At 58.8% G+C, this 26450-nt stretch carries 20 protein-coding genes and 2 tRNA genes; 10 read left to right on the top strand and 12 right to left on the bottom strand.

Annotated features, from left to right (window positions below; all coding sequences use genetic code 11):
- Positions 1–9 precede the first annotated feature (9 nt).
- From ACQY47_RS19085 to ACQY47_RS19040, 10 genes are all read left to right on the top strand, one after another.
- Entirely contained in the window at positions 10–1440 is a 1431-nt protein-coding gene (locus tag ACQY47_RS19085; RefSeq protein ID WP_099547645.1) for a sigma-54-dependent transcriptional regulator, read from the top strand.
- A gap of 707 nt (positions 1441–2147) precedes the next feature.
- Complete coding sequence (locus tag ACQY47_RS19080) at positions 2148–3551, top strand: polynucleotide adenylyltransferase PcnB (RefSeq protein ID WP_428551011.1); 1404 nt, start codon at positions 2148–2150, stop codon at positions 3549–3551.
- 2 nt (positions 3552–3553) lie between these two features.
- On the top strand, positions 3554–4039 hold the full coding sequence (folK, locus tag ACQY47_RS19075; RefSeq protein ID WP_428551008.1) for a 2-amino-4-hydroxy-6-hydroxymethyldihydropteridine diphosphokinase: 486 nt from the start codon (positions 3554–3556) through the stop codon (positions 4037–4039).
- Positions 4040–4354: 315 nt separating this feature from the next.
- The gene (panB, locus tag ACQY47_RS19070; RefSeq protein ID WP_017139239.1) at positions 4355–5155 is read left to right on the top strand and encodes a 3-methyl-2-oxobutanoate hydroxymethyltransferase; all 801 of its coding nucleotides are present in this window, start codon (positions 4355–4357) and stop codon (positions 5153–5155) included.
- Positions 5152–6003 (top strand): pantoate--beta-alanine ligase, encoded by an 852-nt coding sequence (panC, locus tag ACQY47_RS19065; RefSeq protein ID WP_017139240.1) that lies wholly within the window; start codon positions 5152–5154, stop codon positions 6001–6003. Before panB ends, panC begins: the two co-directional genes overlap by 4 nt.
- A 224-nt stretch (positions 6004–6227) precedes the next feature.
- Positions 6228–7892 (top strand): glucose-6-phosphate isomerase, encoded by a 1665-nt coding sequence (pgi, locus tag ACQY47_RS19060; protein WP_017139241.1) that lies wholly within the window; start codon positions 6228–6230, stop codon positions 7890–7892.
- 105 nt (positions 7893–7997) lie between these two features.
- Complete coding sequence (gene acs, locus ACQY47_RS19055) at positions 7998–9935, top strand: acetate--CoA ligase (protein ID WP_428551004.1); 1938 nt, start codon at positions 7998–8000, stop codon at positions 9933–9935.
- Between the two features lie 18 nt (positions 9936–9953).
- Positions 9954–10823, top strand: coding sequence for an oxygenase MpaB family protein (locus ACQY47_RS19050; protein WP_099547641.1), 870 nt, complete (start codon positions 9954–9956; stop codon positions 10821–10823).
- 56 nt (positions 10824–10879) lie between these two features.
- The gene (locus ACQY47_RS19045; protein ID WP_428551000.1) at positions 10880–11896 is read left to right on the top strand and encodes a class I SAM-dependent rRNA methyltransferase; all 1017 of its coding nucleotides are present in this window, start codon (positions 10880–10882) and stop codon (positions 11894–11896) included.
- 87 nt (positions 11897–11983) lie between these two features.
- A complete protein-coding gene (locus ACQY47_RS19040) occupies positions 11984–14917 on the top strand; it encodes a DUF748 domain-containing protein (RefSeq protein ID WP_428550998.1) in 2934 nt (977 codons plus the stop codon).
- Positions 14918–15257: 340 nt separating this feature from the next.
- On the opposite strand, the gene ACQY47_RS19035 is transcribed toward ACQY47_RS19040, so the two are convergent.
- The 12 genes from ACQY47_RS19035 to tpiA all read right to left on the bottom strand — a co-directional run bounded on the left by ACQY47_RS19035 (position 15258) and on the right by tpiA (position 26418).
- Positions 15258–15857: a BON domain-containing protein gene (locus ACQY47_RS19035; protein ID WP_428550995.1), complete on the bottom strand. Its 600-nt coding sequence runs from the start codon at positions 15855–15857 to the stop codon at positions 15258–15260.
- 296 nt (positions 15858–16153) lie between these two features.
- Positions 16154–18259 carry a polyribonucleotide nucleotidyltransferase gene (pnp, locus tag ACQY47_RS19030; protein ID WP_017139247.1) on the bottom strand — a complete coding sequence of 702 codons (2106 nt, stop codon included), beginning with the start codon at positions 18257–18259 and terminating at the stop codon, positions 16154–16156.
- 195 nt (positions 18260–18454) lie between these two features.
- Positions 18455–18724: a 30S ribosomal protein S15 gene (gene rpsO / locus ACQY47_RS19025; protein WP_003176135.1), complete on the bottom strand. Its 270-nt coding sequence runs from the start codon at positions 18722–18724 to the stop codon at positions 18455–18457.
- A 115-nt stretch (positions 18725–18839) separates the two neighbouring features.
- Complete coding sequence (gene truB / locus ACQY47_RS19020; protein ID WP_017139248.1) at positions 18840–19757, bottom strand: tRNA pseudouridine(55) synthase TruB; 918 nt, start codon at positions 19755–19757, stop codon at positions 18840–18842.
- Between the two features lie 3 nt (positions 19758–19760).
- Positions 19761–20156: a 30S ribosome-binding factor RbfA gene (gene rbfA / locus ACQY47_RS19015; protein ID WP_003176137.1), complete on the bottom strand. Its 396-nt coding sequence runs from the start codon at positions 20154–20156 to the stop codon at positions 19761–19763.
- A gap of 159 nt (positions 20157–20315) precedes the next feature.
- Positions 20316–22838, bottom strand: a complete 2523-nt coding sequence (gene infB, locus ACQY47_RS19010) for a translation initiation factor IF-2 (RefSeq protein WP_428550989.1) — start codon at positions 22836–22838, stop codon at positions 20316–20318.
- A gap of 27 nt (positions 22839–22865) precedes the next feature.
- Complete coding sequence (gene nusA, locus ACQY47_RS19005) at positions 22866–24347, bottom strand: transcription termination factor NusA (protein ID WP_017139250.1); 1482 nt, start codon at positions 24345–24347, stop codon at positions 22866–22868.
- Positions 24348–24394: 47 nt separating this feature from the next.
- Positions 24395–24853, bottom strand: coding sequence for a ribosome maturation factor RimP (rimP, locus tag ACQY47_RS19000; RefSeq protein WP_032865935.1), 459 nt, complete (start codon positions 24851–24853; stop codon positions 24395–24397).
- A 140-nt stretch (positions 24854–24993) separates the two neighbouring features.
- Positions 24994–25070, bottom strand: a tRNA-Met gene (locus tag ACQY47_RS18995).
- Positions 25071–25166: 96 nt separating this feature from the next.
- Positions 25167–25252 (bottom strand) — tRNA-Leu (locus ACQY47_RS18990).
- Between the two features lie 22 nt (positions 25253–25274).
- The gene (secG, locus tag ACQY47_RS18985; RefSeq protein ID WP_010206600.1) at positions 25275–25658 is read right to left on the bottom strand and encodes a preprotein translocase subunit SecG; all 384 of its coding nucleotides are present in this window, start codon (positions 25656–25658) and stop codon (positions 25275–25277) included.
- A gap of 4 nt (positions 25659–25662) precedes the next feature.
- Entirely contained in the window at positions 25663–26418 is a 756-nt protein-coding gene (gene tpiA, locus ACQY47_RS18980; protein ID WP_003194193.1) for a triose-phosphate isomerase, read from the bottom strand.
- Positions 26419–26450: the final 32 nt, after the last annotated feature.

Raw genomic sequence — 26450 nt, 5'->3', positions numbered from 1 at the left:
ATTGAATCAATGCCGCACATTTTGATCGTCGAAGACGAAACCATTATCCGCTCTGCCTTGCGTCGCCTGCTTGAACGTAATCAGTACCAGGTCAGCGAAGCCGGCTCGGTGCAGGAAGCCCAAGAGCGTTTCAGCATTCCCACGTTCGACCTGATTGTCAGCGACCTGCGCCTGCCGGGCGCGCCGGGGACCGAGCTGATCAAGCTTGGCCAGGGCACGCCCGTGCTGATCATGACCAGCTATGCCAGCCTGCGCTCGGCGGTGGACTCGATGAAGATGGGCGCGGTGGACTACATCGCCAAGCCTTTCGATCACGACGAAATGCTCCAGGCCGTGGCGCGCATTCTGCGTGACCGTCAGTCGGCTGGCAGTACGCCGGCCGAACAGCGTCCTGCCGGCAAGGCTGCCGAGAAGCCGGGGGCCGACAACAGCAACGGCGAGATCGGCATCATCGGCTCTTGCCCACCGATGCAGGATCTGTACAGCAAGATCCGCAAAGTGGCGCCGACCGACTCCAATGTATTGATCCAGGGCGAGTCGGGCACCGGTAAAGAGCTGGTGGCCCGCGCCCTGCACAATCTGTCCAAACGTGCCAAAGCGCCGATGATTTCGGTGAACTGCGCGGCGATTCCCGAATCCCTGATCGAGTCCGAACTGTTCGGGCACGAGAAAGGCGCATTTACCGGCGCCAGCGCCGGGCGTGCTGGGTTGGTCGAAGCGGCGGACGGCGGCACCTTGTTCCTCGACGAAATTGGCGAACTGCCCCTGGAAGCCCAGGCGCGCTTGCTGCGCGTGTTGCAGGAAGGCGAGATTCGCCGTGTCGGTTCGGTGCAATCACAGAAGGTTGATGTGCGCCTGATCGCCGCGACCCACCGTGACCTCAAGAGCCTGGCCAAGATCGGCCAGTTCCGGGAAGACTTGTATTACCGCCTGCACGTAATCGCCCTCAAGCTGCCGGCCTTGCGCGAGCGTGGCGCCGACGTGAATGAGATCGCAAGCGCGTTTCTGCTGCGCCAGAGCGCGCGCATCAACCGTACCGACCTCAAGTTTGCCGCCGACGCCGAGCAGGCGATTCGGCATTACTCGTGGCCGGGTAACGTCCGCGAACTGGAGAACGCGGTCGAGCGTGCGGTGATTCTGTCGGAGAGCCCGGAAATTTCTGCCGAGCTGCTGGGTATCGATATCGAGCTGAGCGACCTGGAAGACGACGACTTCATCGGCCTGGCCCCGCAACAGGGCGGTGGCAGCAATACCAGCCATGAGCCGACCGAAGACCTGTCACTGGAAGACTACTTCCAGCACTTCGTGCTTGAGCATCAGGACCATATGACCGAGACCGAGCTGGCTCGCAAGCTGGGCGTAAGTCGCAAATGCCTGTGGGAACGGCGCCAACGCCTGGGCATTCCACGGCGCAAGACCGGGGTGGCCAGCGAAAGCTGAGGGCGCGCCCCCACAGGTAACACCCTCAGATGTGAAAAAACTGTTACCGCAGCTTTTTCACGTAACAGAAGCCGGGGCTTACGGTAACGAAGCCCCGGCTTTTTTTCGCCCTTCCAAAAGCCAAACCAGCTCAAACCCCCGGTTTTGCTGGGCGGCACAAAAGTTGGCACGCACCCTGCTATATGCTTAGTACAAAAACAATAACAAGCTTTGTACAAGACAATAAAAATAAGACGAATCGACTCACGCATAACAAAAACAACACGGCGGAGGCGCAGCTAACTGATTCTTTTGGAGAGGCGTTGCATTTGGGGCTTGCCCCGCAACCAGGCCGAGAACAACAAAAACTGCCCTAAGGCAGAGCCTGAACTGGTTGGATCGTAGATCAGCAACACAGCGACCAAAGCAATCCGTTTGCTCTTGGCTCCCGATTGGGAGTGTCATGAAGGTGAAACTTCATGGCGAGGGCGATCAACAAAAACAAAAAGCCCGCAACCATAATAAAAATAGAGCACGCAACTACTTCTGGGGGAGCTTCGGCTCCCCTTGTAGTTTCCGGCATTTGACCCGCTCACACCCTTCTTTAAGCTTCTGGCTCAAGCCTTGCAGCTTGTTCCTACACCATCCCTCGACTAAATGCTAGAATCCCGGCCCATCATGCGGTCATTCTTCGTTATGGCCGAACATTCCTTCAAACAGTGCATCCCATGCTGAAGAAGTTGTTCCAGTCATTCCGTTCCCCCTTGCGTCGTACGCAACACATTCGCAGCACGCCTGAAGTGCTTAACAGCAATCAGCATTCATTGCAGCGCGCTCAATTCAGCCGCTATGCAGTGAACATCGTCGAACGTTTGCAGAACGCCGGCTACCAGGCTTATCTGGTGGGCGGCTGCGTACGTGACATGCTGCTCAATATCACGCCCAAGGATTTCGACGTCGCCACCAGCGCCACGCCGGAGCAGGTGCGTGCCGAGTTTCGCAATGCGCGAATCATCGGTCGCCGCTTCAAGTTGGTGCATATCCACTTTGGTCGCGAAATCATCGAGGTCGCGACGTTCCGCGCAGGCCATCCGCAAAACGATGATGAGGAAGACACCAATCAGTCTTCCCGCAACGAGAGCGGCCGCATCCTGCGTGACAACGTGTACGGCACCTTGGAAGAAGACGCGCAGCGCCGCGACTTCACCATCAACGCCCTGTATTACGACCCGGTCAGCGAGCGCATTCTCGATTACGCCAACGGCGTACACGACATTCGCAACAACCTGATCCGCCTGATCGGCGACCCGACGCAGCGTTACCAGGAAGACCCGGTACGCATGCTGCGCGCCGTGCGCTTTGCCGCGAAGCTGAACTTCGGCATCGAGAAACACACCGCCGCGCCGATTCGCGAGCTGGCGCCGATGCTGCGGGAAATTCCTTCGGCACGCCTGTTCGAAGAAGTGCTGAAGTTGTTCCTCTCGGGTTATGCCGCCGATACGTTCGAAATGCTGGTCGACCTGCAACTGTTCGACCCGCTTTTCCCGGCCAGCGCCGAGGCACTGGAATACAACCCCACGTACACCCACACGCTGATCAGCGAGGCGTTGGTCAACACCGACCTGCGCATCAAGCAGAACAAACCGGTAACGCCGGCGTTCCTGTTTGCCGCCCTGCTGTGGCCTGCCCTGCACAAGCGCGTATTGCGCCTGCAAGACCGTGGCATGCCGCCGATCCCGGCCATGCAGGAAGCCGCCCACGAGCTGATCGCCGAACAGTGCCAGCGCATCGCCATTCCCAAACGCTTCACCATGCCGATCCGCGAGATCTGGGACATGCAGGAGCGCCTGCCGCGCCGCAGTGGCAAGCGCGCCGACCTGTTGCTGGACAACCCGCGCTTCCGTGCCGGCTACGACTTCCTGCTGCTGCGCGAAAGCGCCGGCGAGCAGACCGACGGCCTGGGCGAATGGTGGACCGACTACCAGGATGCCAATGACAGCCAGCGCCGCGACATGATTCGCGACCTCGGCAGCAAAGGCGATGGCGAAGGCACTGGCCCGAAAAAACGTCGTCGCAGCGGCACCAAGCGCAAACGCAGCGCGGCCGACGCCTCGGGCGCTGCGGGCGAATAAACGTGGAACGTGTCTACATTGGCATGGGCAGCAACCTGGCTGCCCCGGACCAGCAATTGCGCAGCGCTGTCGAAGCCCTGGCGAAATTGCCCGGCACGGCCCTCGTTGGCGTGTCGGCGTTCTATCAAAGTGACTCCCTGCTCCCGGGCCAACCGCGCTACACCAATGCGGTCGCCGCCCTGGACAGCGATCTTGCGCCACTGGATTTACTCGATGCCCTGCAAACCATCGAGAACGACCAGGGCCGCGAGCGCCTTGAACGCTGGGGCCCGCGCACCCTGGACCTGGATATCCTGTTGTTTGGCGATCGCCTGATCGACACGCCGCGGCTGAAGGTGCCGCACTATCAGATGCATTTGCGCGCGTTTGTGCTGTACCCGCTGGCAGAGCTGGCACCCGCCGACCTGCAACTGCCCAATGGCCAAACACTTAGCGACTTGCTGGCCGCCTGCCCGTTTGTTGGCCTGGAGCGCGTGCCCCGAGACTGACTCGGTCAATGTGGGACCCGGCTTGCCTGCGATGCGGGCAACTCGGTACACCCGCTATTGCGCGATGCTGCCATCGCAGGCACGCCAGCTCCCACCCGTAACAGGGGTAACACCCCACTCGTAACAATGCGGTAACACATCCAATTGACTTCCCGTGTCCTCATCACGACTATAGGCGTCCCGCTGCCGCCAACCCGGCGCTGAAGGGCGCAATCCAGGCCTTATAAGCACTGCTCTCAAGACAGTGCGCCTGTATAAACGAAGACTCACGCGCGTTACTCGCTGTTTCCAAGCGCCTGAACGAGGACCCTTTCCATGCCAGACATTACCCTGACCACCTTGCAGAGCCTGAAGCTCAAAGGTGAAAAAATCACCATGCTGACCTGCTATGACGCCACCTTCGCCCACGCCAGTTGCGAGGCCGGGGTTGAAGTGCTGTTGATTGGCGATTCACTGGGCATGGTTCTTCAAGGGAATGACAGCACCCTGCCGGTCACCACTGACGAACTTGCGTACCACACGGCCAGCGTCAAACGCGGTAACAACGGCGCCTTCATCATCGCTGACCTGCCGTTCATGGGTTACGCCACCCTTGAACAAACCTTCCAGAACGCCGGCAAGCTGATGCAAGCCGGTGCACACATGATCAAAGTCGAAGGCGCGGTATGGCTGGCGGAGTCGATCCGGTTACTGGCTGAGCGCGGCGTTCCAGTGTGCGTGCACATGGGCCTGACACCGCAATCTGTGAACATCTTCGGCGGCTACAAGGTGCAAGGCCGCAATGAAGCCCAGGCGCGCCAGATGCGTGCGGATGCCATTGCCCTGGAGCAAGCCGGCGCCGCGATGATCCTGCTCGAATGCGTGCCCAGCGAACTGGCGGCAGAAATTACCCAGGCAGTCAAAGTGCCGGTGATCGGCATTGGCGCAGGCTCGGCCACCGACGGCCAAGTGCTGGTGGTACACGACATGCTCGGCCTGTCGCTGACCGGCCGTGCGCCCAAATTCGTGAAAAACTTCATGGCAGGCCAGGACAGCATCCAGGCAGCCCTGGCCGCCTACGTGAGTGAAGTCAAAGCCGTGACGTTCCCTGGCGAAGAACATGGGTTCTCTGCATGAACACCGTTAAAACCGTAAGAGAACTACGCGCCGCCGTCGCCCACGCGCGCAGTGCCGGCAAACGCATTGGCTTTGTGCCCACCATGGGCAACCTGCACAGCGGCCACGCCACCTTGGTGACCAAGGCCGCACAGCAATCGGACTTTGTGGTGGCGAGCATTTTCGTCAACCCGTTGCAGTTCGGCGCTGGCGAAGACCTGGACAAGTACCCGCGCACGCTGGCGGCGGACCAGGAAAAGCTGCTGCAAGCCGGTTGCAACCTGTTGTTTGCGCCCACCGTTGACGAAATGTACCCCGGCGGCATGACCGGCCAAACCCGCGTCAGCGTTCCGCAACTGTCCGAGGGCCTGTGCGGTGCCAGCCGACCCGGGCACTTCGAAGGTGTGGCGACGGTGGTGAGCAAGCTGTTCAACATGGTCCAGCCGGACATGGCCGTGTTTGGCCAGAAGGACTACCAGCAACTGGCGGTCATCCGCGCCATGGTGCATGACTTGAACATGCCCATCCAGATCATCGGCGAGCCCACCGTGCGGGCCGCCGACGGCCTGGCGCTGTCGTCACGCAACGGTTACCTCAACGAAGAACAGCGCGCGATTGCGCCGGTGCTCTACCGCAGCCTCAGCCAGATTGCGGCGGCTATAAAAGGCGGCGAGCAGGATTTCGCCAAGCTGCGTGCCGAGCAGATCGCGCAGATTGAAGCTGCCGGGCTGCGCATGGATTACCTGGAAGTGCGCCAAGGCGTGCACCTGCGTGCGGCCACGCCTGAGGATCGGGATATCGTCATCCTCGTGGCGGCCTATCTGGGTGCGACACGCCTGATCGACAACCTGCATTTGACCCTCAACTGACCCCGCCAGGCACTTCGCCTGTTGCCCTGATCGCTGTGCCGGTATAAAAAAGTACCGGCAACAGCGCAGACAAAGCCAAGACATATCGACACGCTAGGTTTAATGTAATCGCCCTGCGCCATTGTTGGCGCTGACCGGACTCAAACGCCTGATGAAAGACTCAACGTTCCGGATTTAGAAGTGTCCTAAAGGCAAGTCCCCGTAATAAAAGGAAACCCGCAGCGATGGCGTACTACCGCACTCCTCATGACGTTACCGCTCTGCCCGCTTGGCAAGCGCTCAATCAACATCGCCAAGCCATGCAGGATTTCAGCATGCGCGACGCGTTCAATGCCGATCCCCAGCGCTTTTCCCAGTTCACCTTGAGCAGCTGCGGGCTTTTCCTCGATTACTCGAAAAACCTGATCACCAGCGAAACCCGTGACCTGCTGGTGGGCCTGGCCAAAGAAGTCAACCTTAAAGCCGCGATTGACGCGCTGTACGCAGGCGAGCCGGTCAACTCTTCCGAAGGTCGCCCCGCCCTGCACACCGCGCTGCGCCGCCCAGTGGGCGACAAGCTGTCGGTCAACGGCGTAAACATCATGCCGGACGTGCACAAGGTGCTGAACCAGATCACTGACCTGGTCGGCCGCATCCACGACGGCCTGTGGCGTGGTTACACCGAGAAGCCGATCACTGACGTAGTGAATATCGGCATCGGTGGTTCGTTCCTCGGCCCGGAGCTGGTCTCCGAAGCATTGCTGTCCTACGCCCACAAAGGCGTGCGCTGCCACTACCTGGCAAACATCGACGGCAGCGAGTTCCACGAACTGACCCAGAAGCTGCGCGCCGAGACCACGCTGTTTATCGTTTCGTCCAAATCCTTCAACACCCTCGAAACCCTGAAAAACGCCCAGGCCGCCCGCGCCTGGTACCTGGCCCAGGGTGGCTCGGAAGCCGAACTGTACCGTCACTTTATCGCCGTATCGAGCAACAACGCGGCGGCCGTGGCGTTCGGTATCCGTGAAGAAAACATCTTCCCGATGTGGGACTGGGTCGGCGGCCGTTACTCGCTGTGGTCGGCCATTGGCTTGCCAATCGCTCTGGCCATCGGCATGTCCAACTTCAAAGAGCTGTTGTCCGGTGCCTACACCATGGACCAGCACTTCCAGAACGCGCCGTTCGAGCAAAACATGCCGGTGCTGCTGGGCCTGCTGGGCGTGTGGTACGGCAACTTCTGGGGTGCGCAGAGCCATGCGATCCTGCCGTATGACCACTACCTGCGTAACATCACCAAACACTTGCAACAGCTGGACATGGAGTCCAACGGCAAAAGCGTGCGCCAGGACGGCACACCGGTGTCCACCGATACGGGCCCGGTGATCTGGGGTGGCGTAGGTTGCAACGGTCAGCATGCTTACCACCAGTTACTGCACCAGGGGACTCAACTGATCCCGGCCGACTTCATTGTGCCGATCGTCAGCTTCAACCCGGTGTCCGACCATCACCAGTGGCTGTACGCCAACTGCCTGTCCCAGAGCCAGGCACTGATGCTCGGCAAGACCCGCAGTGAAGCCGAGGCTGAGTTGCGCGAAAAAGGCCTGCCGGAAGCCGAAGTGCAGAAGCTGGCGCCTCACAAGGTGATCCCGGGCAACCGTCCGAGCAACACCATCGTGGTCGAGCGCATCAGCCCACGTCGCTTGGGCGCACTGGTCGCCATGTATGAACACAAAGTGTTTGTACAAAGCGTGGTCTGGGGCATCAACGCCTTCGACCAATGGGGCGTGGAGCTGGGCAAAGAGCTGGGCAAAGGTGTCTACAACCGCCTGACCGGCGCCGAAGAAACCCTGGCTGACGATGCGTCGACCCAGGGCCTGATCAACTACTTCCGCGGTCGTCACCGCGGCTGAGGCCGGTACACCAAGGCCAACGTCCGTTTGGACGTTGGCCTTGAACCCTCTCCCCACAGCGTGCATCTTTATGCCTTGTCGCTAAAACAAGAATAAGGACCGCTCATGTTCGATATCCGCACATTCCCCAACGCCGATGCCGTCCGCCAGGCCGCGCAGCTCAGTCAAGACGAGTACCAGCGCCTCTATCGCCAATCCATTGAGCAACCCGATACGTTCTGGGCCGAACAGGCCAAGGGCTTTCTCGACTGGATCAAACCCTGGCACACCGTGCAGCACTCGGACATCACTACCGGCGCAGCCCAGTGGTTTGCCGGCGGCCAACTGAACGTCAGCTACAACTGCATCGACCGTCACCTGGCACAACGCGCCGACCAGCCGGCCTTTATCTGGGAAGGCGATGATCCTGCAAAGTCCTCCAAAATTTCCTACCGCCAACTTCATCAAAACGTCAGCCGCCTGGCCAATGTGCTGAAAACCCGTGGGGTGAAAAAAGGCGACCGGGTGTGCATCTACATGCCGATGATCCCGGAAGCCGCCTACGCCATGCTGGCCTGCACCCGGATTGGCGCGGTGCACTCGGTGGTGTTCGGCGGCTTCTCTCCGGATGCCCTGCGCGACCGCATCCTCGATGCCGACTGTCGCACCGTGATCACCGCCGATGAAGGCGTGCGCGGCGGCAAGCCGGTGGCCTTGAAAAAGAATGTCGACAAAGCCCTGGCCAGTTGCCCGAACGTCAGCACGGTACTGGTGGTGGAGCGCACGGGGGCGAAACTTGACTGGGTAGAAGGCCGCGACCTCAAGTATCAAGCCGCCCTGGACGCCGCCAGCGCTGATTGCCCGCCCGAGCCGATGGACGCCGAAGACCCGTTGTTTATCCTCTACACCTCCGGCAGCACCGGCAAACCCAAAGGCGTGCTGCACACCACCGGCGGCTACCTGCTGCAAGCGGCGATGACCTTCAAGTACGTGCTCGACTACCGTGACGGCGAAGTGTTCTGGTGCACCGCCGACGTGGGCTGGGTCACCGGCCACAGCTATATCGTGTACGGCCCGCTGGCCAACGGTGCGACGTCACTGATGTTCGAAGGCGTACCGAGCTACCCGGACAGCTCGCGTTTCTGGCAGGTCATCGATAAACACCAGGTGAATATCTTCTACACCGCGCCCACCGCATTGCGCGCGCTCATGCGTGAGGGCCACGGGCCACTTGAGAACACCTCGCGCGCCAGCCTGCGCCTGCTGGGCAGCGTCGGCGAGCCGATCAACCCGGAGGCCTGGGATTGGTACTTTAACGCCGTGGGCGAGCAGCGCTGCCCGATTGTCGATACCTGGTGGCAGACCGAAACCGGCGGCATCATGCTCAGCCCGCTGGTCAGCGCGCAACGGATCAAACCTGGCTGCGCGACCCAACCGATGTTTGGCGTACAACCTGTGCTGCTGGATGAACATGGCAAGGAACTCAGCGGTGCCGGCAGTGGCGTGCTCGCTATCAAGGCCAGTTGGCCGGGGCAAATCCGCAGCGTCTACGGTGACCCGCAGCGCATGCTCGACACCTATTTCAAACCCTACCCCGGCTACTACTTCACCGGCGACGGTGCGCGCCGCGATGAGGATGGCGACTACTGGATCACCGGCCGCATCGATGACGTGATCAACGTGTCCGGCCACCGCATCGGCACCGCCGAAGTGGAAAGCGCGCTGGTGCTGCATGATCAAGTGGCCGAAGCCGCTGTGGTCGGTTACCCCCACGACGTCAAAGGCCAGGGCATCTATGCGTTTGTCACCCCAATGAATGGCGTCGAGCCCAGCGATGAGCTGAAAAAACACTTGCTGGCGCTGGTCAGCAAGGAAATCGGCAGCTTTGCCAAGCCGGAACTGATCCAATGGGCGCCGGCCTTGCCGAAAACCCGCTCGGGCAAGATCATGCGGCGTATTTTGCGCAAGATCGCCTGCAACGAACTCGACAGCCTCGGCGACACCTCGACCCTGGCCGACCCGAGCGTGGTGGACGGCCTGATCGATAAACGCCTGAACCGATAGGAGCCACCCAGAGTCGCCATGGAATTTATCCGCAGCCGTATCGAAACCCAGTTGATGAGCCTCACCGGCTTGTCACTCGGCCAACTGGACCTGGAAAACCCCAAGGGCGACCCCGGCCTGTTCGGGCCGGACTCTGTGAGCTGGCAGGTGCATGGCGACTTCAGCAGCATGCTGATCGGCGGCATCAGCGCGTTGATGCTGCAAGCCTTGCACCCGCTGGCCCTGGCCGGCGTGTGGGACCATTCCAACTTTCGCCAGGACATGCTCGGGCGCCTGCGCCGCACTTCGCAGTTTATTTCCGGCACCACGTTCGGCTCGCGCCAGGACGCCGAATGGCTGATTGAGAAGGTGCGCACCATCCACCTGCAAGTGGTCGGGCATGCGCCGGATGGGCGAGCCTATGCGGCCAGTGACCCGGAGCTGCTGACGTGGGTACACGTGGCGGAGGTCAGCAACTTTCTGGCGGCACACCTGCGTTATCGCAACCCGCATCTGTCTGGGCGCGACCAGGACCGCTACTACAGTGAAATTGCCTTGGTTGCCGAGCGACTGGGCGCACGCCACGTGCCGCGTTCACGCCAGGAAATTTCCGATTATCTGGCGCGCATTCGTCCACAACTGCTGTGCGACGATCGCAGCCGCGAAGTGCTGCGCCTGCTGGTCAATGCACCTGCGCCCAGCACCTTGGCCAAACCCTTTGGCAGTTTGATGATGCAAGCCGGCATCGACCTGCTGCCGGACTGGGCCAGCGCTATGCTCGGGCAACACCAAAGCTCGATGCAACGCTTGGTGATCCGCGCGGGTGTGAAGCGCAGCGCGCCCTTGCTGCGCTGGGCGATGCGCAACGGTTCGGTGCAACGCGCCCAGCGGCGGATGGGGTTGATGTAGACGGCGGCCCATAGCTGTTAAACTTCGCGCCCTCTTTTACCCGCAAGGCGCGCTCCATGACTCCCTTGAATCAGGCGCTGCGCGCCGCTCTCAACCATCGCCAAGACCTGATCAACGAGTTGCACGCCCAAGGCACCGACTGCTACCGGCTGTTCCATGGCAGCCAGGAAGGCGCCGGCGGCTTGACCATCGACCGTTACGGCCCGCAATTGCTGGTACAAAGCTTCCACCAGTCGCTGCAAACCGAAGAGCTGCTGGACCTGCATCAACAGGTCAACCAGTTCATGGGGCTGGAATTGCAGCTGGTGTACAACGACCGCTCCCGTGGCAACTCGCGCATCGACCGTGAAGACACGGTGTACCGCGCCGAGCCTGCGGCATTGGCAGATCAGGTCGGCCACGAATGGGGCCTCAACTACCGTGTACGCGGCCGCCATGCCGGGCAAGACCCGCTGCTGTTCCTGGACCTGCGCAACACCCGTGGCTGGGTCAAGGACCACAGCGCCGGCAAAAGCGTGCTGAACCTGTTCGCCTACACCTGTGGCGTAGGCTTGAGCGCCGCAGCCGGGGGCGCAAGCGAGGTGTGCAACCTGGACTTCGCCGAAGGCAACCTGGCGGTCGGGCGCGAAAACGGCCTGCTCAACCCGCACTTGCCGACCATGGAATTCGTGCAGTCCGACTACTTCCCGGCGATTCGCCAACTGGCCGGTTTGCCGATCACCCAGCGTCGTGGCCAGAAGCTGCCGAGTTATCCACGTCTTGAGCAGCGCCAGTTCGACCTGGTGCTGCTCGACCCACCGGCCTGGGCCAAGAGTGCTTTCGGCACCGTCGACCTGTTGCGCGATTATCAGAGCCTGCTCAAGCCCGCACTGCTGACCACCGCCGACAATGGCGTGTTGATCTGCTGCAACAACCTGGCAAAAGTCAGCATGGATGACTGGCGTGAGCAGGTGCTGCGTTGCGCCGAAAAAGCCGGCCGCCCGGTACGCGAGTGGCAAATCATGACGCCTGGGGCTGACTTCCCGTCCCTGGATCAGCAGCCACCGTTAAAAACACTGATCCTACATTTGTAGTACTTTTCCCAAGGAGTCCAGTACTTCGGAACCGAAAACCCGTGCCATACTCCAAGGCACTCTCGTTCTACATAGATGGCGTCACTCATGCCCAAAGGATTGATCCGCGCCGCTGGCGCCTTGTTGACCGCCCTGGCTCTGTACAGCTTGCTGGGCTTTCTGATTCTGCCGGGCATTGCCCTTCGCATTGCCAACCAACAACTGGCCAATTACGCCACGGTGCCGGCCCGTATCGAGCGTATCGAGCTCAACCCGTTCAGCCTGGAACTGACGGTGTGGGGCCTGAAGCTCGGCGAGCCGGGTAAGGAGCAAGTCGGTTTCGAGCGCCTGTACGCCAACCTGCAGATCGACAGCCTGTGGACGCGCGCGCTGCACCTGGCAGACGTACAACTGGACCAGCCGAAGACCGAAGTGCTGTTCGACAAAACCGGCCAGTTGAACCTGGCGCAGCTGTTCAAGCTGCCGCCGAGTGAGCCGACCCCGGTCGACCCGAATGCCAAGCCGTTCCCGCTGCGCATCGACAGCATCAAGCTGGCCGGCGGCTATGTGTACTTTCGCGACCTGCGCCCCAGCGAGCCAATCGAATTTCTCTACGACAAACTCGACTTCGAGCTGAAAAACCTCAGCACGTTGCCCGAAGACAATGCCGACATGACCCTGGTGGCGGCCGGCCCCGAGGGCGGTCAGATCGATTGGAAAGGCAATTTCAGCCTGGTGCCGATCACTTCCGAAGGCACCTTGAAAGTCACCGATGGCAAGATGAAAGCCTGGTGGCCCTATGTGCGGGATGCCCTGCCGCTGGTACTTGAAGACGGCGTGCTGAACTTCAGCACCGACTATAAATTCAGCCTGGCCAAAGAAACCGAACTGAACCTGACCAACACCGCCGCCAGCATCGCGCCCTTTGCGATCAAGGCGCCGGATGGCCGGCCACTGGTGCGCCTGGAGCGCCTGGACGTCAGCGACACCACGGTGGACCTGGCCAAGCAGCAAGTGGTGGTCGGCAAGATCCGCAGCAACAAACTGGAAACCTGGGCCGCCCGCGAAGCCGATGGGCAACTGGACTGGCAGAAACTGTTTGCCAGCCAACCGAGCAAACCGGCCAAGGAACTCAAGCCTGCCAGCGCGCCTGCAACCGCCGATACGCCAAACGCCCCACCTGCCGCACCGAGCAAACCCTGGCAAGTGCTGCTCAAGGACGTGCAACTGCGCAACTATCAAGTACACCTGGCGGACCGAGCTGCCAAACCGGCAGTTGCATTGGAGCTAGGCCCGCTGAATGTCGATATGCAGAACTTCGACAGCCTCAACCGCAGCCCCTTTACCCTGAAGGTCGACTCCGGCCTGGGCAAGCAAGGCAAGATCAGCGCAACCGGCGAGGTCAACCTCAACCCGGTCAGCGCCAAGTTGAAAGTGAACACCCAGGACATCGACCTGCGCGTCGCGCAATCCTATATCAGTCCGTTTATTCGCCTGGAGCTGCGCAGCGGCATGCTGGGCAGCAACCTCGATGTGAACCTCAAAAGCACCGAGCCTTTGGCCCTGCAGGTTACCGGCCGCGCTCAGGTCGACCAGCTGCACACCCTGGACACCCTCAAGACCCGCGACTTCCTCAAGTGGCAGCGCCTGGTGCTTGAAGGTGTGAACTACCAGCACGGCGACAGCCTGTCGATCGACAAGGTCAACCTGCTGCAGCCGTATGCGCGCTTTATGATCAACGATGACCGCACCACCAACATCGATGACTTGCTGATCCCGCAACCGGCCGACAATGGCGCCAAGTCGGCAGCCAAACCGGCGGCGAGCAAAGACAAACCGTTGGGTATTCATATCGGGCAGATTGCGATCAATGACGGCTCGGCCAACTTCGCCGACTTCAGCCTCACGCCCAACTTCGCCACGGCTATCCAGCAACTCAACGGGCAGATTGGCACTATCGACAGTCGCCAGGCCAAACCGGCCAGCGTCGACATCAAGGGCAAGGTGGATCGCTACGCGCCGGTCACTATCAAGGGCAGCGTCAACCCGTTTGACCCGATGGCGGCGCTGGATATCGCCACCAGCTTCAAGCGTGTCGAACTGACCACGTTGACGCCATATTCCGGCAAGTTCGCAGGTTTCCGCATTCGCAAAGGCCGTCTCAACCTCGATTTGCACTACATGATCACCAAAGGTCAGTTGAAGGCTGAAAACAAGGTGGTGGTTGAGCAATTGCAACTGGGTGAGAAGGTCGACAGTGCCGATGCCGTCGATTTGCCGATTCGCCTGGCCATTGCGCTGCTCAAGGACACTGACGGCAAGATCTCCATCGAACTCCCCGTGACCGGCGACTTGAATAACCCGCAGTTCAGCGTCATGCCGATTGTGTGGCAGACCCTGCGCAACCTGGTGGTGCGCGCAGCCACGGCGCCGTTCAAGTTTATCGGCGGGCTGGTCAGCGGTGGCGGCTCGGAAGACCTGGGTAACGTGTCGTTTGCCGCAGGCTCCAGCGAACTGAACAAAGAGGCCGAGGGTGCTCTGAACACCTTGGCCAAGGCACTGAAAGAGCGCCCTACCCTGCGCCTTGAGATTGAAGGCACGGCAGCGGCCAGCAGCGATGGTCCGTTCATCGCCGCAGATCGCCTGGAGCGTGAATACCAATACAACTACTACAAAATCCTCCAGCGTCGCGGCGACAAGGTGCCAGCCCAGGCGTCATTGCTGGTGGTGCCGGAGAAGGAAAAAGCGCCATTGCTCGAAGGCATCTACCGCACCCGTCTTAAGCAACAACCACCGGCCGAATGGAAAGACCTGAGCAGCGATGATCGCACTGCGAAGCTGCGTGATGGCTTGATCAAGTTCTGGGGCGCCAGTGATGTACTGCTGCGCCAACTGGGGCAGGACCGTGCCAGCACTATCAAGGACTACCTGGTGGACAAAGGCCAGCTGGAAGATGATCGGGTGTACTTCATTGATGCCAGCGTGGGGCAGGCGGAGAAAGACGGTCGGGTCGTTACACCTATGCATCTGGATGCCGAGTAACCCCCAAGCGACATCTACTCAACTGTGGGAACTGGCTTGTGTGGGAGATAGATTGTGTGGGAGCTGGCTTGCCTGCGATAGCATCACCCGGGTTTAACTGAATAACCGAGGTGTTTGCATCTCAGGCAAGCCAGCTCCCACACAAGCCAGCTCCCACAGTTGATTGTCAGCTGCCCTGCGCAATCCTATTCCCCACACAATAGAACAGGCCCCGACACAAGTGCCGGGGCCTGTAATGACCACATCCGTGTGGTCGGTCGCATGAACTTTAGAGGTGCATCGGGTGGATAACTAACTCACCCTAAGCCGCCGCCGTCTAGCTCAGACGATTCTTTTAGCGTTACTGAACGGTCAGACCATCAGCCGATACAGATTTAACGCCTTTGATTTTCTTGGTGATCGCAACTGCGGTGTCTTTCTGAGCCTGGGTCACAGCAGCAGTCGACGACAGCGACACTACACCGTGGTTGGTTTCGACTTTGATGTCGGTGCCAGGAATGCCTTTCTCAGTAACCAGATCGGATTTCACTTTAGTGGTGATCCAGGTGTCCGAAGTGCTGGTCTTGGCTTTGTCGACGTTGTCGGCTTTAGCTACGCCGCCAGCCATCAGGCCGTCAGCAGAAACAGCGATAACACCTTTGATTTTCTTGGTGATCGCTACAGCCGTTGCTTTCTGGGAATCAGAGATAGCGACGGTGGAGGACAGGGAAACCACGCCTTTGTTGGTTTCAACCTTGATGTCCGAACCAGGAATGCCTTTCTCGGTCAGCAGATCAGCTTTTACTTTGGTGGTGATCCAAGTGTCCGAAGTGGACTCTTTAGCCTTGGTCATTTCACCGGCCGCCAGGGTCATTGGGGCTTGGGAAGTCTGAGCAAAGGCTACGTTAGCACCCATGGCCAGAGTCAGAGCGGTAGCAGTAGCGAGAGCGAACTTCTTCATACGAGTAACTCCTGTTTTATTAAAAGTCTGCAGCGTGTAAACCTTGATGCTGCAGCGTTAACAGGGTTATTGCAGGCAGTGTGCCAAGTCGCGAAATCGGAATAAACCCTTTATAAACAACAACTTATAAAAACAGGCAATTTTCGAAATCGTGCAACTTGCATGAAGTCGATCGTGCCTGCATGCAAGTTGCGGCTTTTAGAATTTACTAAGCGACTGATTTCCCGCTACTTTCCTGTGGGCATAAAAAAAGGACTCCGAAGAGTCCTCTTTTTCAGCGTAAAGCCTGCGGGTGATTAAACGCCCGAAGCCTTGGCTGCTGCTACGTCCTTGATGGACAGCTTGATACGGCCGCGGTTGTCCACGTCCAGTACCAACACTTCCACTTCCTGGCCTTCTTTGAGAATGTCGGTCACTTTCTCAACGCGAGCGTCGCTCAGCATGGAGATGTGCACCAGACCGTCTTTGCCCGGCAGGATGTTGACGAATGCGCCGAAGTCGACGATGCGCTCAACCTTACCCACGTAGATCTTGCCGATCTCGGCTTCAGCGGTGATGCCCAGAACGCGCTGACGTGCAGCTTCAGCAGCTTCCTTGGTTTCGCCGAAGATCTTGATCGAGCCGTCGTCTTCGATATCGATCGAAGCCTTGGTTTCTTCACAGATCGCACGGATGGTCGCGCCGCCTTTACCGATAACATCACGGATTTTGTCGGTGTCGATTTTCATCGCGATCATGGTCGGAGCATTTTCCGACAGTTCGGTGCGCGACTGACCAATGATCTGGTTCATCTGACCGAGGATGTTCAGGCGCGCTTCCAGGGCTTGGCCCAGGGCGATTTCCATGATTTCTTCGGTGATGCCCTTGATCTTGATGTCCATCTGCAGCGCGGTAACACCTTTGGCGGTACCGGCTACTTTGAAGTCCATGTCGCCCAGGTGGTCTTCGTCGCCCAGGATGTCGGTCAGGATGGCGAACTTCTCGCCCTCTTTAACCAGGCCCATGGCGATACCGGCAACCGGTGCCTTCATCGGTACACCAGCGTCCATCAGTGCCAGGGAAGCACCGCAAACGGAAGCCATGGAGCTGGAACCGTTGGACTCGGTGATTTCCGACACAACACGGATGGTGTACGGGAACACGTCAGCAGCAGGCAGCATCGCGGAGATCGAACGACGAGCCAGGCGGCCGTGACCGATTTCGCGACGACCAGCGCCACCCATGCGACCACACTCGCCCACCGAGAACGGAGGGAAGTTGTAGTGCAGCATGAACGGGTCTTTTTTCTCGCCTTCCAGGGTGTCCAGCAGCTGTGCATCACGGGCAGTACCCAGTGTTGCAACGACCAGAGCCTGGGTTTCGCCACGGGTGAACAGCGCCGAACCGTGAGTCTTCGGCAGAACGCCGACTTCGATGTTCAGTGGGCGCACGGTGCGAGTGTCGCGACCGTCGATACGTGGCTTGCCGTTAACGATGTTTTCGCGAACGGTGCGGTATTCGATTTCACCGAAGGCCGCTTTGACTTCGCTGGAAGAAGGCTGGCCTTCTTCACCGGACAGCTTGGCTACAACCTGATCCTTCAGCTCGCCCAGGCGCGCGTAACGGTCGGCCTTAACGGTGATGGTGTAGGCGTCGGAGATGGCAGCACCGAACTCGGAGCGGATAGCGCCCAGCAGTTCAGTCGCTTCAGCCTGTGGAGCCCAGGCCCACGTTGGCTTGGCAGCTTCGGCAGCCAGTTCTTTAACGGCCTTGATCACGGACTGGAATTCGTCGTGAGCAAACAGTACAGCGCCCAGCATCTGGTCTTCGGTCAGCTCTTTGGCTTCCGATTCAACCATCAATACGGCTTCAGAGGTACCGGCAACGACCATGTCCAGGCTCGACGCTTTCTGTTGCTCGTAAGTCGGGTTCAGCAGGTAGCCGGTGCTTTCATGGAAAGCAACGCGCGCAGCGCCAATCGGGCCATCGAAAGGAATGCCGGAGATGGCCAGGGCAGCCGAGGTACCGATCATCGCAGCGATGTCCGGATCGGTCTTCTTGCTGGTGGAAACGACGGTGCAGACAACCTGCACTTCGTTCATGAAGCCTTCTGGGAACAGCGGACGGATCGGACGGTCGATCAGTCGGGAAGTCAGGGTTTCTTTCTCGGAAGGACGGCCTTCACGCTTGAAGAAACCGCCAGGGATCTTACCGGCAGCGTAAGTCTTTTCCTGGTAGTGAACGGACAGAGGGAAAAAGCCTTTGCTCGGGTCTGCGGTCTTTGCGCCAACAACGGTCACCAATACGGTAACGTCGTCGTCAACGGTAACCAGCACTGCGCCGGAGGCTTGACGGGCGATACGGCCTGTCTCGAGGGTAACGGTCGACTGACCGAACTGGAATTTTTTGATAACCGGGTTCACGGTGTCCTACCTTCTTTGTGGCTCTTGGGGGAACTTGTCTTCTTGCGAAATTCTTGGGCAATGCCGGGAATCGGCCCGACGCTCGTCCAGGGTAAAACGTGTATCCAGATAAAACTTGAGGCTGGGAGCCTGCCATGGGCCAGCGGAAATTCCACTGACACACGGCAGACAACCAACCTCTAGCGCAATCGCTTATTAGCGACGCAGACCCAGGCGACCGATCAGAGCCTGATAACGACCCAGATCCTTGCCTTTCAGGTAGTCCAGCAGCTTACGGCGCTGGTTTACCATGCGGATCAGACCACGACGGGAGTGGTGATCTTTACCGTTGGCCTTGAAGTGACCTTGCAGCTTGTTGATGTTGTGGGTCAGCAGTGCAACTTGCACTTCTGGCGAACCAGTGTCACCAACAGCTTGCTGATAGTCAGCAACGATTTGTGCTTTTTCTTGAACGTCGAGAGCCATGAGGCAATCCTTTTTTCAGGAAACCACCCAAAGGGCAGTTTCAACAGGCCAGGGACAAATCCCTGTATCTAAAAATGAGTGTTGACCGTGCCTGTTAACAGCCACACTCGTTCGGTCATTCTGACCGAATCAGTCGACGCGGCGCTATACGCCCGTCTTCGCTCACTTCACCGATACCGATAAAGCGACCGTTATGATCCTGTACCCGCACCATACCGAACTTCGGAGCGTCCGGGGCACGTACCGGCTGACCGTTTAGCCAGTAGAACGCGCTGTGCTCCGAGAAGTGCAGCAATGGCCAATCCAGCAAACCGCTGTCCGATGGCATCAGGAAGCGATCAACCGCTTCATTGCCGCCTTCGGCATGTACCGCTTCCAACTCTTCCAGCGTGACCGTCTGGGCCAGGGTGAAAGGTCCGGCTTGAGTACGTCGCAGCTCTGCAACGTATGCACCACAGCCCAGTTGCTCACCGATATCTTCCACCAGGGTACGAATATAGGTGCCTTTGCTGCAGTCCACCGACAATCGTGCGGTGTCGCCTTCACTGGCGAGCAATTCAAGCCGCGCAATAGTAACAGAACGCGGTTCACGCTCCACTACTTCGCCCGCACGTGCCAGCTTGTAAAGAGGCTGGCCATCACGCTTGAGCGCCGAGTACATCGGCGGTATCTGACTGATTTGCCCACGAAAAGCGGGTAAAACGGCCTCGATATCAGCACGACCAACGGTCACGTCGCGAACCTGCAGAACATCACCTTCGGCATCGGCCGTGGTGGTGGTCTTGCCCAGTTGCATGAGGGTTTCGTAACCCTTGTCGGAATCGAGCAGGTATTGCGAGAACTTGGTGGCCTCGCCAAAGCACAACGGCAGTACACCGGTGGCCAATGGGTCGAGGCTGCCGGTGTGCCCGGCCTTCTCGGCATTGAGCAGCCAGCGAACCTTCTGCAGCGCGGCATTGGAGGTAAAGCCAATGGGCTTGTCGAGCAGAATGATGCCGCTGACGTTGCGACGTATACGTTTGACCTGAGCCACCGCTTACTCCTTGGCGTCTTCAGGTGTGGACGGGTGCTGGCTGTCTTCAGCCACGGCGCGCTCGATCAATGCCGACAGGTGCGCACCACGCACGACGCTTTCGTCGTAGTGGAAGTGCAACTGGGGAACACTGCGCAGCTTCATTTCACGGGCCAACTGCATACGCAGGAAGCCTGCAGCCGAGTTGAGCACCTTGATGCTTTGCGCGATTTCTTCGCTGTTGTCCTGCCCCATCACGGTGATGAAGATCTTGGCGTGACCCACGTCACGGCTCACTTCAACGGCGGTGATGGTGACCAGGCCAACGCGCGGGTCTTTGACTTCGCGACGGATCAGTTGGGCCAGCTCACGCTGCATCTGATCGCCGATACGTTGGGTACGGCTGTATTCTTTTGCCATGTCTTGTTACCTGTTACTGCCACACGGTGAAACCCGTGGGGTCTGAAAGCGGCAAACGCCCGGCCTGACAAAAGCCAGACCGGGCGTTGCGTTTAGAGTCCGTACGCTGCGCGGGGCATTTGCATGCCCACACGCGGCGTGGCTCCGGAAGTGCGCGAGTTAGAGGCTGCGAGCAACCTGAACCTTCTCGTAGACTTCGATCTTGTCGCCAGCCTTGACGTCGTTGTAGCTCTTGACGCCGATACCACATTCCATGCCGGCACGTACTTCGGAAGCGTCATCCTTGAAGCGGCGCAGGGATTCCAGCTCGCCTTCGAAGATAACGATGTCTTCACGCAGTACACGGATTGGACGGTTACGGTGCACAACACCTTCGATAACCATGCAACCTGCGATCGCACCAAATTTCGGCGAACGGAACACATCACGCACCTCGGCCACACCCAGGATATTCTCCCGAACGTCGCTGCCAAGCATGCCGGTAAGGGCTTTCTTGACGTCTTCGATGATGTCGTAGATGACGTTGTAGTAACGCATGTCCAGGCCTTCCTGCTCGACGATCTTACGAGCGCCAGCATCAGCACGCACGTTGAAGCCGAACAGTACAGCGTTGGAAGCCAGTGCCAGGTTGGCGTCGGACTCGGTGATACCACCGACACCGCCACCGACAACGCGCACTTGCACTTCGTCGTTACCCAGGCCGTTCAAGGCGCCGTTCAACGCTTCGAGGGAACCACGAACGTCAGATTTGAGGACGATGTTAAGCGTCTTCTTCTCTGCCTGGCCCATGTTCTCGAAGATATTTTCCAGCTTGCCAGCGTGAGCACGAGCCAGTTTGACTTCGCGGAACTTGCCTTGACGGAACAGAGCCACTTCACGGGCTTTCTTCTCGTCCGACAGCACGCTCATCTCGTCGCCAGCGTCCGGTGTACCGTCCAGGCCGAGAATTTCGACTGGGATGGAAGGACCGGCTTCCTTGATTGGCTTGCCGTTCTCGTCGAGCATGGCACGTACACGGCCATAGTTCGAACCGACCAGGACCATGTCGCCTTGGCGCAGGGTACCGTCTTGAACCAGAACGGTTGCAACCGGGCCACGACCCTTGTCGAGACGCGATTCAACCACAACACCGCGACCTGGGGCCGATGGTGTTGCTTTCAGTTCGAGTACTTCAGCCTGCAACAGGACTGCTTCGAGCAGCTCGTCTACGCCAGTACCGACTTTCGCCGACACCGAGACGAATGGCGTATCACCGCCCCACTCTTCGGAAGTCACGCCGTGCACCGACAGTTCGCTACGGATGCGATCGAGATCGGCGCCCGGCTTGTCGATTTTGTTCACTGCAACTACCAGTGGAACACCAGCGGCCTTAGCGTGCTGAACAGCTTCAATGGTCTGCGGCATCACGCCGTCGTCCGCTGCAACTACCAGGATCACGATGTCAGTCGCCTTGGCACCACGAGCACGCATTGCGGTAAACGCAGCGTGGCCAGGGGTGTCCAGGAAGGTGACCATGCCGCGCTCGGTTTCAACGTGGTATGCACCGATGTGCTGAGTGATACCGCCGGCTTCGCCAGCAGCTACCTTGGCACGACGGATGTAGTCGAGCAGCGACGTCTTACCATGGTCAACGTGACCCATTACGGTCACAACTGGCGCACGGGAGAACGTCTCACCTTCAAACTTCAGGGACTCGGCCAGGGAATCTTCCAGGGCGGTGTCGCTGACCAGGGTCACTTTGTGGCCCAGTTCTTCGGCTACCAGCTGAGCAGTTTCCTGATCAAGCACCTGGTTGATGGTCGCTGGAGTACCCAGTTTGAACATGAACTTGATGATTTCAGCTGCCTTGACCGACATCTGATTGGCGAGATCGCCAACAGAAATGGTCTCGCCGATCTGCACATCACGCACGACAGGGCCGGTTGGGCTCTGGAAACCGTGGGCGTTGCGCTTTTTCAGCTTGGCCTTGCCGCGACCACCACGACGGAAGCTATCGCTTTCTTCGTCGGTAGTACGTGGGGCAACGCGTGGAGCAGGCGCCTTCTCTTTGACCGAAGCGCGATGCGGAGCGTTTTTACGCTCGCCATCACCACCGCCGCTGCGACGATTGTTGTCGTCGGCACGTGGTTTGTCCGGACGACGAGGCTCGTCGCGCTTGCGGTCAGCTGCTGGAGCCGGTGCGGCGGCAACCGGAGCGGCCTCACGCACAGCTTCTACAGGAGCGCTAGGCGTGGCGACCGCTTCAGTACCAGCAGGTTGCGCAGCAGCAGGCTGGCGACGCGCTTCTTCTTCGGCGCGACGCTTGGCTTCTTCTTCAGCCTTCTGACGAGCAGCATTTTCTACTGCGCGACGTTCTTCCAGATCGCGTTTGCGCTCGGCTTCGATTTCTTCCGGGCTGCGCTGTACGAAGACTTTCTTCTTGCGCACTTCAACGCTGATGCTTTTGCTACCAGCAACACGCAGGGTGCTGGTGGTTTTGCGCTGCAATGTAATCTTGCGCGGTTCTTCCACTTTCGCCTTGTGGCTGCTCTTCAAGTGAGTCAGCAAAGACTGCTTCTCACTATCGCTCACACCTTCATCGGCGGCGGTGTGCGGCAGACCTGCCTCACGCATCTGCTGCAACAGGCGCTCTACCGGTGTTTTGACCTCATCGGCCAGTTGTTTCACCGTGACTTGCGTCATGCACTTCTCTCCTCAGGCCGCGCCTAGTTACTCGAACCAATGGGCTCGGGCGGCCATGATCAACTTGCCGGCACGATCTTCGTCAATGCCGTCGATGTCGAGCAGATCGTCAATAGACTGCTCGGCCAGGTCTTCGCGGGTAATTACGCCGCGCACCGCCAGTTCCATCGCCAAATCCTTGTCCATACCCTCAAGCGAGAGCAGGTCTTCGGCCGGATGGGCGTCTGCCAGCTTTTCCTCAGTAGCGATGGCTTTAGTCAACAAGCGATCCTTGGCTCGAGCGCGAAGCTCGTTGACGGTGTCTTCGTCAAAGCCGTCGATGTTGAGCATTTCTTCCAACGGTACGTAGGCAATCTCTTCCAGGCTGGTGAAGCCTTCATCTACCAGCACCTGCGCCAGGTCTTCGTCGACTTCCAGCTCGTCGATGAAGTTGCGCAGGATGTCACCGGTTTCAGCTTGCTGCTTAGCCTGGATGTCCGATTCGGTCATCACGTTCAGGGTCCAGCCGGTCAGTTGGCTGGCCAGACGCACGTTCTGACCACCACGACCAATGGCCTGAGCCAGATTGTCTGCGCCAACGGCGATGTCCATTGCATGGGCATCTTCGTCAACGATAATTGCCGCCACTTCAGCTGGCGACATGGCGTTGATCACGAACTGCGCCGGGTTATCGTCCCACAGCACGATATCCACACGCTCACCGCCCAATTCGCCCGACACTGCCTGGACGCGCGAACCGCGCATACCAATGCAAGCGCCCTGCGGGTCGATGCGTTTGTCCTTGGAGCGGACCGCGATCTTGGCGCGCGAACCCGGGTCGCGGGACGCAGCCATGACTTCGATCAGGCCTTCGGCGATTTCCGGCACTTCGATGCGGAACAGTTCGATCAGCATTTCCGGCGCGGTACGCGACAGGATCAACTGAGGGCCGCGGTTCTCGGTGCGGATTTCCTTGAGCAGCGCACGCAGACGCACGCCGACACGGAAGGTTTCGCGAGAGATGATGTCTTCGCGGGCCAGCAACGCTTCAGCGTTGTTGCCCAGGTCAACGATCACATTGTCACGAGTAACTTTTTTCACGGTGCCGGAGATGATTTCACCCAGGCGCTCGCGATAAGCGTCAACGACTTGAGCGCGCTCAGCTTCGCGAACCTTCTGCACGATGACTTGCTTGGCAGTCTGTGCAGCAATACGGCCGAATTCGATCGACTCGATCTTTTCTTCGACGACATCACCGACCTGGGCGCCCGGATGCGTTTGCGCAACCTTGCTCGGCCAGGTTTCGATGGCCGGATCATCAAGATCGGCTTCTTCGACGACCGTCCAGCGACGGAAAGTCTCATAGGCACCGGTGTGGCGGTTGATTTCCACACGCAGATCAACTTCGTCTTCAAAACGCTTTTTGGTAGCAGTGGCCAGGGCCAGCTCCAGCGCTTCAAAAATCACGTTTGCCGGTACGCCCTTTTCATTGGATACCGACTCAACAACCAGCAGTACTTCTTTGCTCATCGTACGCCTCGCCTTTCGCAAGCCATTGGATCCGCGGGATCCGCGTCTCAGTCAAAACTGGGAATAATGTTGGCCTTGTCGATCATATCGATCGGCAACAGGAACTCATGGTCTTCTACCTGCACCACGACATCCTGTTCTTCTACACCGCGCAGAAGGCCCTGAAAGTTGCGTCGCCCTTCAAAGGGTGAGCGCAGCTTGATCTTCACTTGTTCACCGGCAAATTTTGCAAACTGATCAATAGTGAACAGTGGGCGTTCCATGCCTGGCGAGGAAACTTCGAGGGTGTATTCAACGGCGATTGGATCTTCAACATCCAGCACACCGCTGATCTGACGGCTGACAATGGCACAATCGTCCACCAGCACGCCGCCCTCTTTATCGATATAAACGCGCAACATTGAGTGGCGACCTTGAGCCGAAAACTCAATACCCCAGCATTCATAGCCTAGGGCCACGACCACCGGGGCCAGCAAGGCCTGCAACTCTTCTAGCTTGCTCGACACCTGAACCCCCTCGTGCATGTATGTGCATGCTGTGCAAAATAAAAAAATGGGCGAAACGCCCATCCTTGAAACGCCGTCGAACAGCGGCGTTGAAAGTGTCCAGCTAACAAAAAGCCCCTTAAAAGGGGCTCCGCTAAAACTGGTTGCGGGGGCCGGATTTGAACCGACGACCTTCGGGTTATGAGCCCGACGAGCTACCAGACTGCTCCACCCCGCGACAAAGCTGGGGCGGAAGTATACGACCGATCCCTTACAGGGTCAATGTAACCTTCCACCTACAAGAAAGCCCGCAACAGCGGGCTCTCCTGATAATTGGTACCGAGAAGGGGACTCGAACCCCTACACCCTATGGGCACAACCACCTCAAGGTTGCGTGTCTACCAATTCCACCACCTCGGCAATACAGCGTTTACAACCCTTCTTACTTCTGCTCTTGAGCTGGAGGTACGTCAGTCGCTGGAGTAGCCGACTTTTGCTCTTGAAGCACCGGGACATCATCAGAAGCCGGTTTTGCTTTTGGTACTTCCAACACTGCTGGGTTTGGGAGACCTACCTGAGTCAGCACATGAGCTTTCTCTTTAGCAAAGTAACCTAACCCCAAGCTGGTTATGAAGAAACCGGCGGCAAGTATAGCAGTAAACTTACTAAGAAAGGTAGAGGAACCTTGGCTTCCGAACACAGTATTTGAAGCACCTGCACCGAAAGACGCACCAGCATCCGCACCTTTACCCTGTTGCAACAAAACCAGGGCAACTACGCCCAGGGCAGCCAACAGATGAAAAACGACTACGACTGTTTCCAGCATTTTTTCAGTTTCCCGCGGCGCGACAGATCGCACCGAACTCATCTGCATTCAGGGAAGCTCCACCAATGAGCCCCCCATCGATATCCGGCATGCCGAACAGTTCGACCGCATTGGCCGCCTTCACGCTGCCGCCGTATAGAAGCCGCACACCTTGCGCGACTTCAGAATTCTCTGCCGCTAACTGCGCGCGGATGGCTGCATGCACATCCTGCGCTTGTTGCGGTGTAGCAGTCAGCCCGGTGCCAATGGCCCAGACCGGCTCGTAAGCAATTACTGCCTTTGCAAATGCACCAACACCCAGCTCCTCGATGATGCTGCCCAGCTGACGCGAGACAACTTCAAGAGTCTTGCCCGATTCACGCTGCTCCAGGGTCTCCCCTATGCACAACACTGGAATCAAGCCACAAGCCTGTGCCGCTGCGAACTTACGATTGAGTGTCCCATCACGCTCGCCCATCATCTGACGGCGCTCGGAGTGCCCGACAAGCACATAGGAACAACCCGCATCAACCAGCTGACTCGGTGAAATCTCACCGGTCAACGCACCTTGCATGGGTTCCACCGCAGAGTTCTGCGCGCCGACCTGAATCGACTTGCCTTTCAAACCATCAACCACCTGGTTGATATGCAAGCAAGGCGGGAAAACCGCAACATCAACACCGCTAGGCAAGGCCAAGTGACGAAGGCCATTGATCAGCTCAGCGACACTGGCGCGGGTACCGTGCATCTTCCAGTTACCAGCTACCATAGTGCGACGCATGCTGTACCTCGTCGGTCAAAGTGGGCGCAGAT

The sequence above is a fragment of the Pseudomonas edaphica genome, from assembly GCF_965277385.1.
In the GTDB taxonomy this organism is placed as follows: Bacteria; Pseudomonadota; Gammaproteobacteria; order Pseudomonadales; family Pseudomonadaceae; genus Aquipseudomonas; species Aquipseudomonas edaphica.
This window is presented reverse-complemented; position numbering and strand designations above follow the sequence as displayed.

What these genes read in the sequence shown, in the direction of transcription:
- rbfA (WP_003176137.1), bottom strand. Translation starts at nt 20,156, where the DNA reads ATGGCAAAAGAATACAGCCGTACCCAACGTATCGGCGATCAGATGCAG.
- acs (WP_428551004.1), top strand. Translation starts at nt 7,998, where the DNA reads ATGTTCGATATCCGCACATTCCCCAACGCCGATGCCGTCCGCCAGGCC.
- ACQY47_RS19040 (WP_428550998.1), top strand. Translation starts at nt 11,984, where the DNA reads ATGCCCAAAGGATTGATCCGCGCCGCTGGCGCCTTGTTGACCGCCCTG.
- ACQY47_RS19045 (WP_428551000.1), top strand. Translation starts at nt 10,880, where the DNA reads ATGACTCCCTTGAATCAGGCGCTGCGCGCCGCTCTCAACCATCGCCAA.
- secG (WP_010206600.1), bottom strand. Translation starts at nt 25,658, where the DNA reads ATGCTGGAAACAGTCGTAGTCGTTTTTCATCTGTTGGCTGCCCTGGGC.
- ACQY47_RS19080 (WP_428551011.1), top strand. Translation starts at nt 2,148, where the DNA reads ATGCTGAAGAAGTTGTTCCAGTCATTCCGTTCCCCCTTGCGTCGTACG.
- tpiA (WP_003194193.1), bottom strand. Translation starts at nt 26,418, where the DNA reads ATGCGTCGCACTATGGTAGCTGGTAACTGGAAGATGCACGGTACCCGC.
- infB (WP_428550989.1), bottom strand. Translation starts at nt 22,838, where the DNA reads ATGACGCAAGTCACGGTGAAACAACTGGCCGATGAGGTCAAAACACCG.
- ACQY47_RS19085 (WP_099547645.1), top strand. Translation starts at nt 10, where the DNA reads ATGCCGCACATTTTGATCGTCGAAGACGAAACCATTATCCGCTCTGCC.
- ACQY47_RS19050 (WP_099547641.1), top strand. Translation starts at nt 9,954, where the DNA reads ATGGAATTTATCCGCAGCCGTATCGAAACCCAGTTGATGAGCCTCACC.
- panB (WP_017139239.1), top strand. Translation starts at nt 4,355, where the DNA reads ATGCCAGACATTACCCTGACCACCTTGCAGAGCCTGAAGCTCAAAGGT.
- nusA (WP_017139250.1), bottom strand. Translation starts at nt 24,347, where the DNA reads ATGAGCAAAGAAGTACTGCTGGTTGTTGAGTCGGTATCCAATGAAAAG.
- ACQY47_RS19035 (WP_428550995.1), bottom strand. Translation starts at nt 15,857, where the DNA reads ATGAAGAAGTTCGCTCTCGCTACTGCTACCGCTCTGACTCTGGCCATG.
- rpsO (WP_003176135.1), bottom strand. Translation starts at nt 18,724, where the DNA reads ATGGCTCTCGACGTTCAAGAAAAAGCACAAATCGTTGCTGACTATCAG.
- pgi (WP_017139241.1), top strand. Translation starts at nt 6,228, where the DNA reads ATGGCGTACTACCGCACTCCTCATGACGTTACCGCTCTGCCCGCTTGG.
- panC (WP_017139240.1), top strand. Translation starts at nt 5,152, where the DNA reads ATGAACACCGTTAAAACCGTAAGAGAACTACGCGCCGCCGTCGCCCAC.